The 12667-nt window shown below is 52.2% G+C and carries 12 protein-coding genes; 3 read left to right on the forward strand and 9 right to left on the reverse strand.

Annotated elements, in window-relative coordinates; genetic code table 11:
* Positions 1-2 precede the first annotated feature (2 nt).
* Both ACJHWK_RS16650 and ACJHWK_RS16655 read left to right on the forward strand, forming a co-directional pair.
* Positions 3-1376: an efflux transporter outer membrane subunit gene (locus tag ACJHWK_RS16650; RefSeq protein WP_001523128.1), complete on the forward strand. Its 1374-nt coding sequence runs from the start codon at positions 3-5 to the stop codon at positions 1374-1376.
* 8 nt (positions 1377-1384) lie between these two features.
* The gene (locus ACJHWK_RS16655) at positions 1385-2548 is read left to right on the forward strand and encodes a multidrug effflux MFS transporter (protein WP_001523129.1); all 1164 of its coding nucleotides are present in this window, start codon (positions 1385-1387) and stop codon (positions 2546-2548) included.
* Between the two features lie 49 nt (positions 2549-2597).
* On the opposite strand, the gene sapF is transcribed toward ACJHWK_RS16655, so the two are convergent.
* The 9 genes from sapF to puuA all read right to left on the reverse strand — a co-directional run bounded on the left by sapF (position 2598) and on the right by puuA (position 11678).
* Positions 2598-3404 (reverse strand): peptide ABC transporter ATP-binding protein SapF, encoded by an 807-nt coding sequence (gene sapF / locus ACJHWK_RS16660; protein WP_000573407.1) that lies wholly within the window; start codon positions 3402-3404, stop codon positions 2598-2600.
* 1 nt (position 3405) lies between these two features.
* The gene (gene sapD, locus ACJHWK_RS16665; RefSeq protein WP_001128858.1) at positions 3406-4398 is read right to left on the reverse strand and encodes a peptide ABC transporter ATP-binding protein SapD; all 993 of its coding nucleotides are present in this window, start codon (positions 4396-4398) and stop codon (positions 3406-3408) included.
* Entirely contained in the window at positions 4398-5288 is an 891-nt protein-coding gene (gene sapC, locus ACJHWK_RS16670; protein WP_001146161.1) for a peptide ABC transporter permease SapC, read from the reverse strand. The genes sapD and sapC overlap by 1 nt, the downstream gene beginning before the upstream one ends.
* Positions 5275-6240 carry a putrescine export ABC transporter permease SapB gene (sapB, locus tag ACJHWK_RS16675; protein ID WP_000583281.1) on the reverse strand — a complete coding sequence of 322 codons (966 nt, stop codon included), beginning with the start codon at positions 6238-6240 and terminating at the stop codon, positions 5275-5277. The genes sapC and sapB overlap by 14 nt, the downstream gene beginning before the upstream one ends.
* A complete protein-coding gene (gene sapA / locus ACJHWK_RS16680; protein WP_001250221.1) occupies positions 6237-7880 on the reverse strand; it encodes an ABC transporter substrate-binding protein SapA in 1644 nt (547 codons plus the stop codon). Before sapA ends, sapB begins: the two co-directional genes overlap by 4 nt.
* 312 nt (positions 7881-8192) lie before the next feature.
* Positions 8193-8438, reverse strand: coding sequence for a YmjA family protein (locus ACJHWK_RS16685; RefSeq protein WP_001015102.1), 246 nt, complete (start codon positions 8436-8438; stop codon positions 8193-8195).
* A gap of 133 nt (positions 8439-8571) precedes the next feature.
* Positions 8572-9957 carry a putrescine/proton symporter PuuP gene (gene puuP / locus ACJHWK_RS16690; RefSeq protein ID WP_001308624.1) on the reverse strand — a complete coding sequence of 462 codons (1386 nt, stop codon included), beginning with the start codon at positions 9955-9957 and terminating at the stop codon, positions 8572-8574.
* Positions 9947-10111, reverse strand: coding sequence for a protein YmjE (locus tag ACJHWK_RS16695; protein WP_120795382.1), 165 nt, complete (start codon positions 10109-10111; stop codon positions 9947-9949). The genes puuP and ACJHWK_RS16695 overlap by 11 nt, the downstream gene beginning before the upstream one ends.
* Positions 10112-10259: 148 nt before the next feature.
* Positions 10260-11678 carry a glutamate-putrescine ligase gene (puuA, locus tag ACJHWK_RS16700; RefSeq protein WP_001296746.1) on the reverse strand — a complete coding sequence of 473 codons (1419 nt, stop codon included), beginning with the start codon at positions 11676-11678 and terminating at the stop codon, positions 10260-10262.
* A gap of 211 nt (positions 11679-11889) precedes the next feature.
* Between puuA and puuD the strand changes: the two genes are divergently transcribed.
* The gene (gene puuD, locus ACJHWK_RS16705; RefSeq protein ID WP_001308626.1) at positions 11890-12654 is read left to right on the forward strand and encodes a gamma-glutamyl-gamma-aminobutyrate hydrolase; all 765 of its coding nucleotides are present in this window, start codon (positions 11890-11892) and stop codon (positions 12652-12654) included.
* The last annotated feature ends 13 nt before the right edge of the window (positions 12655-12667 follow it).

Raw genomic sequence — 12667 nt, forward strand, 5'->3', positions numbered from 1 at the left:
TTATGTTGCGTCGTTCTCTTATTTTTCTGGTGTTGTTGAGTGCGGGATGTGTCTCGCTCGATCCTCACTACAGTACGCCTGAATCCCCAATCCCGGCGACCTTGCCGGGAGCACAGGGCCAGGGGAAGGCAATCAGCCATGACTGGCAGCAGGTGATCCACGATCCCCGATTGCAGCAGGTAGTAACCATTGCACTGAACAGTAACCGCGATGTGCAAAAAGCGATTGCTGATATTGACTCAGCACGGGCGCTCTATGGGCAAACTAATGCGTCGTTATTTCCGACGGTGAATGCGGCCTTAAGTTCGACTCGCAGTCGTTCGCTGGCGAATGGTACGGGAACAACTGCCGAGGCTGACGGCACGGTGTCCAGTTATACGTTAGATCTGTTTGGTCGTAATCAGAGTTTATCTCGGGCGGCGCGGGAAACCTGGCTTGCCAGTGAATTTACAGCCCAGAACACTCGTTTAACGCTGATTGCTGAAATCAGCACCGCCTGGCTGACACTGGCGGCTGATAACAGCAACCTGGCCCTGGCAAAAGAAACGATGGCCAGTGCAGAAAACTCATTGAAAATTATCCAGCGCCAGCAACAGGTTGGCACGGCGGCAGCGACAGATGTCAGTGAGGCGATGAGTGTTTATCAGCAAGCGCGCGCCAGCGTTGCCAGCTATCAGACACAAGTGATGCAGGATAAAAATGCGCTGAACTTACTGGCAGGTACAACGCTTGCGGAAAATCTGCTACCGGGAACACTGGAAAGCCTGCCGGAACAAATGATAAGTCTGGTTCCTGCGGGAGTATCATCTGATGTTCTGCTGCGTCGCCCGGATATCCAGGAAGCGGAACATAATTTGAAGAGCGCCAATGCAGATATTGGCGCGGCGCGGGCTAACTTTTTCCCGACGATTTCGCTGACTGCCAGTGCCGGTGTTGGCAGTGACGCATTGTCGTCGTTGTTCAGCCACGGAATGCAGATCTGGTCATTTGCGCCATCGGTCACATTACCGCTGTTCACTGGCGGAAGTAATCTGGCGCAGCTTCGTTACGCAGAAGCACAAAAGCGTGGGCTCATTGCCACCTATGAAAAAACCGTTCAGACCGCATTTAAAGATGTCGCTAACGGACTGGCGCGGCGGACCACGCTTGAAGAGCAACTGGATGCACAACGCCAGTATGTTAAAGCTGAGCAACAAACGGTCGATGTTGGCTTGCGTCGCTATCAGGCGGGTGTTGGTGATTACCTGACCGTGTTGACGGCGCAGCGCAGCTTGTGGATCGCACAGCAGGAGCTGCTGGCACTGCAACTGACTGATTTTACAAACCGAATCACGCTCTGGCAGTCGCTGGGCGGCGGCATGTCATCACTCAAGTAAGGAATAATATGGCTAGAGTCTCTCTTTCATGGGCATTGATTCTTGGTCTTTTAGCCGGTATAGGCCCGATGTGTACCGATCTTTATTTGCCGGCTTTGCCGGAGATGTCTGAGCAACTGGCGGCAACCACGACCATAACGCAATTAACCCTGACCGCATCACTGATCGGTCTTGGCGTCGGACAACTGTTATTTGGCCCTCTGAGCGACAAAATAGGGCGTAAACGTCCGTTAATCTTGTCGTTGCTATTGTTTATTGTTTCTTCCATTTTGTGCGCGACAACGAACAATATTTACTGGCTGGTGGTCTGGCGTTTTATTCAAGGGATCGCGGGGGCGGGTGGTTCGGTGCTCTCTCGTTCTATTGCTCGTGACAAATATCAGGGAGTAACGTTGACCCAGTTTTTTGCGCTGTTAATGACGGTGAATGGCCTGGCACCGGTGTTGTCGCCAGTGCTGGGCGGGTACATTGTTAGCACTTTTGACTGGCGCACTTTATTCTGGGTAATGGCTGAAATTAGCACCGTATTGTTGCTGGGCTGCGTGTTATTTATTAATGAGACCTTGCCAGAAAATAAAAGGGGCTCATCATTGCTATTAACCGGACGAAGCGTGGTGCAGAACCGCCGTTTTATGCGCTTTTGCCTGATTCAAAGTTTTATGCTGGCAGGCTTGTTTGCATATATCGGCTCTTCGTCGTTCGTGTTGCAGAAGGAATTTGGCTTTAGTCCAATGCAATTTAGCCTGGTGTTTGGCCTTAACGGCATCGGACTTATCATTGCTTCATGGATCTTTTCGCGCCTGGCTCGACGGATTAACGCGATGACATTGTTGCGAGGTGGCCTGATAGCGGCAATTTTGTGTGCATTGCTCACGGTCTTATGCGCATGGATACAATTGCCCATTCCGGCACTGGTGGCATTATTTTTCACCATCGCATTTTGTAGCGGCATCGGCACTGTTGGCGGGGCAGAGGCTATGAGTGCAGTAGGGACGCAGGAATCTGGAACGGCGTCTGCGTTGATGGGGATGAGCATGTTTGTCTTCGGCGGTATAGCCGCGCCATTGTCGGGAATTGGCGGAGAAACACTGTTAAAAATGAGTCTGGCAATTACGGTGTGTTATACGCTGGCATTGCTGGTTGCTCTCACCAGAATCGACAATCAAAAGTAATGAACACCTCATCCTGAGGGGGGCCCCTGTCAGGATGAGGTGCAAAACACTAACGGTCCTTACGCCACGCATCCGCCGTCAATGCCTCGCCAAAATGACCGGCGATCAGCCGTTTGGTGAGTTCATGCAGCGGCGATGCCAGCACATCGGCGGTGCTGCCTCGCTCGACAACCTCGCCCTGATGCATCACCAGCACCTGGTCGCTAATGTGCTTCATCATTCCGATATGCTGGGTAACATAAATATACGAAATGCCCTGTTTTTCCTGTAACTCAAGCATCAGATTAATCAACTGCGAACGCATCGACATATCCAGTGAGGCGAGGGCTTCATCGGCAATAATGACTTTTGGGCGCAATATCAGCGCGCGCGCCAGCCCCAGACGCTGTTTTTGCCCGGGTGCCAACATATGCGGATAGTAACTGACGTGATCCGGTAGCAGCCCAACCATACGCATCGTTTCAATAATCTGTTTGCGACGCTGTTCCGGTTCCAGGTCGGTGTTCAGACGCAGTGGAAAATCCAGGATTTGCGAGATACGTTGACGGGGATTCAACGATGTCGAAGGATCCTGAAAAATCATGCGAATACGCTGACTACGGAAGGAATAATCGCCAAAATGCAGCGGATGATCGTCAATTAATAACTCGCCGCTGGTAGGTTCTATCATTCCCGCCAGCATTTTTGCCAGCGTGGATTTACCCGAACCATTCTCGCCAATAATCGCCAGTGTCTGGCCTTCACGTAGCGTAAAGCTCAAGGGTTTTACCGCTTCTACGGTCTGACGACGAAACCAACCGGTCCGGTAGCGGAACGTTTTACTTAAATTACGCACTTCAAGCAGCGTTTCGATCATCTCATTCTTTCTCCATGTTCAGCGGGAAATGACAGGCATAGAGATGATTTTTCGCCCCCGTCAAACGTGGCGTCACAATGCATTCTCGTTGTGCATACGGGCAACGCGGCCCCAGACGACACCCAATCGGTAACTGTTCCAGCAGTGGGATAGCGCCGGGCAGCGTATTGAGGCGACTTTTATGCGGCATCGCGCTGCCGAAGTCTGGTATCGCGCGGATCAGCGCCTGGGTATAAGGATGATGTGGCATTGTCACCAACTCCTTACTTGGCGCGGTTTCCACCGTTTGACCGCAGTAAAGCACGTTAATTTTATCCGCCCATTGGCTAAGCATTTGTAAGTCATGGCTGATAAGCAAAATAGTGGTATTGCTGTTTTGGTTGAGACGCGTCAGGAGGCGAAAGATTTGCGCCTGGGTTGTTGGCTCCATTGAGTTTGTCGGTTCGTCAGCAATCAGCAGACGCGGTTGATTCGCCAGTGCAATGGCTATCATCACTTTCTGACATTCACCTTCGGTCAACTCATAGGGAAAACTGCGCATCGCATCTTTGTGATCTTTAATCCCCACGCGGTGCAGCAGTTCAATGGCACGGCGTTTGCGCCAGCCAAAACGCTGCCACCAACGGCCTTTATAGGTCCAGGCTGGGATGTTTTGCATCAACTGGCGACCCACACGTTCTGAAGGATCAAGACACGACTGCGGTTCCTGGAAAATCATCGACACGTTGTGACCTACCAGCTTGCGCCGTTCGCGTGCGGAGAGACGCAGCAAATCGATATCATCAAAACGCATACGGTCAGCAGTAACACGCCAGTTATCTTTATTCACCCCACAAATCGCTTTCGCAATCAAACTTTTGCCGGAACCTGATTCGCCAACAAGACCGCGGATTTCACCTTCGGTTAAGGTCATACTTACGCGGTCGACGGCTTTAACCCACTCATCACCGGTTTTAAATTCAATGGTCAGGTTACGAATATCGAGTAATGGCATTATTCCACCCCCGCAATAATTGCACGACGGACACCGTCGCCAAGGAGGTTAACCAACAGCACGCTAATCATAATTGCCGCACCTGGCAGCATGACAGTCCACGGGGCGACATAAATCAGTTCCAGCGCATCACCGAGCATCGCTCCCCATTCAGGCGAGGGGAGTTGTGCGCCGAGATCGAGAAAGCCCAGCGCGGCGATATCGAGAATTGCCATCGACAGTGCGCGGGTGATCTCGGTGACCAGCCCAGCGGTGATGTTTGGCATCACAGCAAACCAGAGAATATTCAGCGTTGATGCGCCATCCAGACGGGCGGCGATAACGTACTCTTTTTCCAGTTCGTCATGCACCATGCTGTAAATCGAACGTACCATACGAGGCAGCAGCGCCAGCCAGACGGCAAACATGGCGTGAGACAAACTCGGTCCGGCAAACGCTACAACGATAATTGCCAGCAGCAGCGAAGGGATCGCCAGTAAGGTATCCAGAATATGGTTAAGCACCGCTGAGCGTAGGCCGTGGGTCGCCCCGGCGAAGGTGCCCAGTATCAGGCCGCAGATCGTCGCGGCAAGCGTCACCACAAATGCGCCGCCTACGGTTGGCGCAGCTCCGCTCAGTAAACGGCTTAAAACATCGCGTCCGAGGTCGTCAGTCCCAAGGAAGAAAGAAACTTCGCCATAGCGCGACCATGACGGCGGCAATAATTGATAACCGAGAAATTGCTGATCGATGCCGTAAGGCGCAAACCAGCCGCCAAAAATACACAGTACAGCCAGCCCCGCGCAGCCGTACAGGCCGACCATCGCAGAGGCGTCACTATAAAATTTGCGCCAGGCGGTACGCAGCGTGCCCGGCGGGCGCTTTTCGCTGTATACGCTATCGTAAGGCATACCATTCCTTATGTTTCAGAGGGTTAGCCATGGCACCCAAAATATCAGAAATCACGTTAACAATAATGACCAGTGAGCCACACACCATCACTCCGGCGGAAATGGCTGCGTAATCCTGCTGGCGAATGGCGTTAATTAACCAGCGCCCTAAACCCGGCCAGCTAAAAACCATTTCGGTGATCATCGCCAGCGTCAGCATGGTAGAAAACTGTAAGCCCAGGCGAGGAATAACCGGAGGTAACGCGTTATGCAGAACGTGGCGACGCAAAATAGTAAAGCGCGACAAACCGCGGGTCGCCGCTGCTTTAACATAGTTCTGGTCATACACTTCGATAGTGCTAATACGCATCAGTCGGATCACTTCAGTTGTTGGCGCAACCGACAGGGTGATCACGGGCAATATCATATGGCGGATTGCGCTCATGACCATTTCATCCCGCCATGGTGAGTCCGAAAGCCAGGCATCAATCAACGCAAAACCGGTAATCGGTTTCACTTCGTAGAGCAGATCGAAACGCCCTGAAACGGGCAACCAACCTAGCGTGAGTGAACAAAACAGCGTCAACAGAAGCGCCAGCCAGAACACCGGGATTGAAAAGCCCAGTAAGGCGATGGCGTTGATCAAGTTATCCTGCCACTTATGGCGCGTAATCCCGGCAATCATCCCCACGGGGATGCCAACAATCAGCGCAAAACCGAAGGCGAGGATGCACAGTTCCATCGTCGCCGGGAAGACCTCTTTTAACTGTTCGGCAATCGGTTGACCGTTAATGCTGGAAACACCAAAATCCCAGTGGATCAGGCCATTAAACCAGAACACCCAGGCATTCCACAGTGACGCGCCTTGTAACGGCGCGTGTGGAGTGAAATAGCTCAAGCTGAAGCCAACGAAGGTCAGCAGGAACAAGGTGACAATCAATAACAAAATGCGGCGTAAGGTGAAGATAATCATGGTTTTTTCACCTCATCCTGTTTCTCGCGATACACCCCAGCAAAGGAGGCGTTACCAAACGGGCTAAGTACCAGACCTTTGATATCGTACCGATAGGCCTGCAAACGCAATGACGACGCCAGCGGCAAAATGGGTAATTCCTGCGCCAGAATACTCTGCGCTTCGTCATAGGCTTCAATACGCGCCGCCAGCTGCTGCGAGGAGAGCGCCTTACGCAACACGCTGTCGAATTTCGGATCGCACCAGTGGGCGAGGTTGGTCTGCGAATGAATTGCCGCGCAGCTCAGTAACGGACGGAAGAAACTGTCCGGGTCGTTACTGTCAGTCGCCCAACCGGATAACGTCAGATCATGGCTCATATCCATCAACCGCGCCTCCTGAAAGCGACCTTCTACCGGCACAATCACCACTTTTACGCCAACCTGTGCCATATCCGCCTGAATCAATTCGGCAGTTTTCAGTGGACTGGGGTTCCACGCCTGCGAACGTGTTGGTACCCACAGTTTCAGCGTTAAGTTTTCCAGCCCCAACGCCTTCAACTGTTCGCGCGATTTCGCCGGATTATATTCAGTAATTTTAGCCTCGTTGTCATAGGCCCACGAGGCGCGCGGTAAAATAGAGGCTGCCGTTTCAGCCGTACCATAATAGATGGATTGCATCAGACGCTGGTTATTAATCGCCAGTGCCAGCGCATGGCGGACAGCGGGATTATTTAGCGGCGGTTTGGCGGTGTTGAATGCCAGATAGGCGACGTTCATCCCAGGACGCAGCGTTAAACGCAAGCGTGGGTCGTCACGCAAAATGGATAGCTGACTGGCAGCAGGCCAGGCCAGAACGTCGCACTCCCCGGTCAGGAGTTTCGACAGACGTCCGGTACCGCCAGAGCCTAAATCCACCACCACTTGTGGCATCAACGGCTTACCACGCCAGAAATCATCATGACGTTGTAAGCGAATATATTGCCCGGCGCGGTATTCCGACAACTGATACGGTCCAGTGCCGACCGGCTGACGGTCGAGTTGTTCCTGACGATCTTCTTTCTCTAACTTCCGGGCATATTCTGCCGACATGACCGATGCATAATGGGTCGCCAGGTGCCACAAAAAAGAAGCATCCGGCTGGGCGAGTCGGAACTCAACCGTATGATTATCCAGTTTGCGGACGCTTTTCACGTTATCGGCAAATTGCAGGCTGTCGAAGTAGGGGAAGTTGCTGCCGTTGACGTTATGCCACGGGTTGTTGCGGTCAAAAATTCGCTGGAAGGTAAACACCACATCGTCGGCATTCATTTTACGAGTGGGAGTAAACCAGTCGGTTTTTTGAAACGGAACATCGCGACGCAGGTGGAAGCGATAGGTCGCGCCGTTGTCGAGAACTTCCCAGCTTTCGGCAAGTTCCGGCATCAGGCGATAGGTATAGGGATCGACATCCAGCAGTCGATCATAAAACTGGGCGGCAAGGGTATCGACAATTAACCCACTGCTCGCTTTGGATGGGTTAAAGGTGTTGACTTGCCCGCTGACGCAATAGACAAAACCGCTATCGCGGATATCAGCATGCGGGGGGGATTCAGGCGCGGCGATTGCCTGACCACTCACAAGTCCAGCAATCACCAAAAGAGACGATAATACCTGGCGCATAATATTAATGGATTTTATGTAAAGAGGCTATCTTACTAATATTTAATGACATTTGCCATTACCGTTTGTGTTCAGGGGTCGTAATGAGGGCCGTGTGGTTGGTCGTTGAACAGGTGACGTCGCCATCTGTTCAACATTCGTACCCGTGATTTCTCTATAACTATAACTCACAGAACAACTTAGCGAGGAGCAGAGCGGTACGATCGTGAGAAACCCATTAAAGCACGCTGCAGTGCGCGTCATTGTTAGCCGGCTGCGGCGTGAACGCTTTATCCGGGCAACGATACTGACCGAGCGTCTGCAATGAAATAATTACTCATTACCCCATTGATTCAAAAACTCTGCGATCTCATCAATGCGTACGGGATTAATCCCCGCTTCAGCAGCCATTTCATGTTGGGCTTCTTCGCTGATCTCTTCATTGTTCATCAAACGGGTGAGCAGTAACTGGAAGTAGAGGGCCAGCGGTGTGCGTTCAGCGTCTGCGACAGGCTCTGCGCATTCGGTCGCGTACTCATCGGCAATATCAAAATATTTTAGCGGGATATCGTGGTTCATTATTTCCCCCTGGGGTTAATGCGCTAAGCATAAGGGCGGATGATAGCACTCGTGATCCGGGTCATACATCTTTTTATAGTTAATGGCGCGGTGCATTACCCTCAGGCAGGATAATGCGCCGCGCATCCGACTATTACGTTTCGCTCACCGGCGCTCTGTCACCATCATACAACGGCACTTTGCGATAGCGGCGGATCAGATACCACAAATATGCGCCGCCTAACGAAGCCCATACCAGACCGAGTGTCAGTGACGTTGACTCGAGATTAACCCACAGCACACCCACCGTCAGCGCGCCAACCAGCGGCATCAGCAAATAGTGGAAGTGATCCTTCCAGCTTTTATTCATTCCTTTACGCCGCCAGAAATGATTAAACACCGACAGATTTACGAAGGTAAATGCCACCAGAGCACCGAAGTTAATCAATGCTGTCGCGGTGACTAAATCAAAGAACAGCGCTGACAACGCGACAATCCCGACCATAATGACGTTCAGTGCCGGAGTCCGCCATTTCGGGTGCACATAGCCAAACACGCGCTCCGGAAACACATTGTCACGCCCCATCACATACAGCAGACGCGACACGCTGGCGTGCGACGCCAGGCCAGACGCTAACGTGTTCACAAACGTGGTACAGAGGAAAATCGACTGGAAGAGCTTGCCGCCGACGTATAGCGCAATTTCAGGCAGTGCGGCGTCCGGGTCTTTAAAGCGGCTGATATCGGGAAAGAACAGCTGCATAAAGAACGACGCAGCGATAAAGATAACGCCGCCGTATACCGCCGTCAGGAAGATGGCTTTCGGGATCACGCGTGCGGCGTCCGGCGTCTCTTCCGAAAGCGTGGTCACCGCATCGAAACCGAGGAAGGAGAAACAGACAATCGTCGCCCCGGTAATAATCGGGATCAGGTGCGCGTTCTCGCTGATAAACGGCTGAAGTGACCAGACGGTGCCAACGCCTTCTCCTTTATGCAGTCCCTGAACCACCAGGAAGATAAACACCACCATGATGGAGATTTGCACCAGTACAAACAGGGTATTGAAGTTAGCGACCAGGTTGACGCTCTTCAGATTCGCGGCGGTTAAAATGGCGACGAAGGTTACCACCCACACCCACGGCGGCACTTCCGGGAAGAGGGCGGAGAGATAGATTTTCGCCAACAAAACGTTGATCATTGGCAAAAAGAGATAATCCAGCAGTGATGACCAGCCGACCATAAATCCGACGTGCGGGTTAATCGACTTTTGCGCGTAGGTATAGGCCGAACCGGCCTCCGGAAACTGGCGAACCAGTTTGCCGTAGCTGATAGCGGTAAACAGCACGCCCGCCAGCGCCAGCAAATAGGACGCCGGAACGTGACCGTCGCTAATGCCGGAGACAATACCAAAAGTATCAAATACGGTCATCGGCGTGAGATAGGCCAGACCCATCATCACCACCTGCCACAATTTCAGTGATTTTCGCAGACGGGTTTTGCCAGATTGCGCAGCAATAGTCAGTGGTGAATTAATAGCCATAGTTGCTGCCTCCCCTGCGTAATAAGGTTTGCGGTCGTGTCGACCTGAAATCAAACCTGTTTAGCAAGGGAAGCAAAGGGGGCGGAGTCCAGTCAGTCGCAGGAGGGGCGCATACGCAGCCTCCCTCGCCATGCGGGGATTTAATCATCGGCATCATCTCATTTCCTCGTCACAGTCTTAATCGTTAACGGAAGCCCGTTGCCGCCTGCGCTCCATAACGCGACATCCGGGAAATGTCTGGATTACCAGCAAATGTCAGGCCTGGCTCCGCTCAGGCCGATGAAACAACCCCGCAAGGGGTATTACGCGTTTTTCAACATCCACTCAATTTCTGTTTCTGTGATGAGGCGCTCAAACTGCAACAGCTCATCATTTTTACAGGCGTGATAGACATGGCAGAAGCGTTCGCCTAAATAGCGGCGCAGGTGATCATTCTCGATAAACTCACCCAGGGCATCGCTCTGGCGAATCGGGAAGGGTAAGCCTTCCTGTTCCAGCCCGTTGCCTTCGACTTCTTCCTGTAATGGCAGTTCGTTATCAAGGCCATGCAAAATACCGGCAAAAATCGCCGCCATCACCAGATACGGGTTGGCATCGGCACCCGCCACGCGATATTCCACGCGGTGATTATGGCGATCGCCGCAGGGAATACGCAGGGCGACGGTGCGGTTGTTATGGCCCCACGACGCCTGCGTCGGCACATACATTCCCGGCTGGAAGCGGCGATACGAGTTCACGTTTGGTGCCAGCAACGCCATTGATGACGGCATCAGGTCAATCATCCCGGCGAGCATCTTTTTCAGCAGCGGCGAATCTTCGCCTTCCGCGTCAGAAAGCACGTTCTCGCCACGGTTATTTTGCATACTGATATGGATATGCATCCCGCTGCCCGCGTGCTCTTCATACGGCTTCGCCATAAAAGTGGCGTGCATCTTATGCTTTTCTGCCATCAGACGCACCAGGCGTTTTAGTGCCAGCGCATCATCGCAAGCTTCCAGCACGTTATCGGTATGGTAAAGATTGATTTCAAACTGACCTGGCGAGGCCTCGGCGACCGCGCCATCTGCCGGAATCAGCTGTAACTGCGCCAGCTCATCAATATCATTGAGCACGTCGGCGAAGTGGTTGAGATTATCAACGGAGTAAACCTGGCTTTGTGTATTGCGGTCATCGGTGCCGGGCGCGCAGGGCGGTTGCAGATACCCTTCAGCGTCGCGCTGGCGATCCAGTAAATAGAACTCCAGCTCTACCGCTACGACCGGGAACAATCCGCGCTGGCGCAGCTGCTGCCACAGGCGGTTAAGAACGTTCCGCGGCTCAACGTCAAAGGGAGCGCCATCTTCATCGACCATGGTCAGGAGCATCTGACCTATAAACTCTGGATCGGCGGCAGAAGGGGTTAAGGAACCGAGAACAGGAACACAGGTACGATCCGGCTCGCCCATTTCCTGACCCAGGCCCGCTTCTTCTACTACATTACCCAGAATATCCATTGCAAATACCGAGGCCGGGAAATAACACCCTTTCTCGAGCTTCTTAAGGCTTGAAACAGGAATACGTTTTCCACGGAAGCAACCATTCAAATCGGTAAGTAAAACATCAACATATTGTGTATTCGGGTAGCGCTCCAGGTAGCGTTTCACTTCCTGCGTAAAGGCGCTACCCCGCCTCTCTTCTGACTGCTGAACAAAGTTCTCTACTTCAACGATATTGGTTTCCATGATTCTTCGCCTTTGGTTTGTTTTCCGCTCGTTATCAAAGCGTAAAATATAATGACCACCATTCGAATCTGTATGCAAACTAAATGTTTGTCAAATGTTAAATTGAGTTTGCAAAAATGAAAACCCACTGCTAGATTGAAAAAATATTGAACATAAAGGTCATTTAAAGCGCAGTAATGGCGATAATTTAGTCCACTTTGTGAGATTGAGTATGGAAAATATAATGAACAATCCGGTTATCGGTGTCGTAATGTGCAGGAACAGGCTTAAGGGTCATGCGACCCAGACTCTGCAAGAAAAGTACCTGAATGCCATCATCCACGCAGGCGGCTTGCCAATTGCGCTGCCACATGCGCTGGCGGAACCGTCATTACTTGAACAACTTTTGCCGAAACTCGATGGTATTTATCTTCCTGGTAGTCCCAGCAATGTGCAGCCGCACCTATATGGTGAAAACGGCGATGAGCCTGACGCCGATCCCGGGCGTGATCTTCTGAGCATGGCGTTAATTAATGCCGCACTCGAAAGGCGCATCCCCATTTTCGCCATCTGCCGGGGTTTACAGGAACTGGTGGTGGCAACCGGTGGTTCGTTGCATCGCAAGCTGTGCGAACAGCCTGAATTGCTGGAACATCGGGAAGATCCCGAACTGCCGGTGGAGCAGCAATATGCGCCGTCGCATGAAGTTCTGGTTGAAGAGGGGGGATTACTGTCTGCGTTGTTACCTGAATGTAGCAACTTTTGGGTAAACTCTCTGCATGGACAAGGGGCGAAGGTCGTTAGCCCACGGTTGCGTGTTGAAGCTCGCTCGCCGGATGGCTTAGTTGAGGCGGTTAGCGTCATCAATCATCCTTTTGCGCTGGGCGTACAGTGGCACCCGGAATGGAACAGTAGCGAGTACGCGCTTTCGCGTATATTGTTCGAGGGCTTTATCACCGCTTGTCAGCACCATATCGCTGAAAAACAGCGACTCTGACCACTACAGTTTA

The sequence above is a fragment of the Escherichia sp. WS547 genome (assembly GCF_046486065.1).
Lineage (GTDB): Bacteria > Pseudomonadota > Gammaproteobacteria > Enterobacterales > Enterobacteriaceae > Escherichia > Escherichia coli.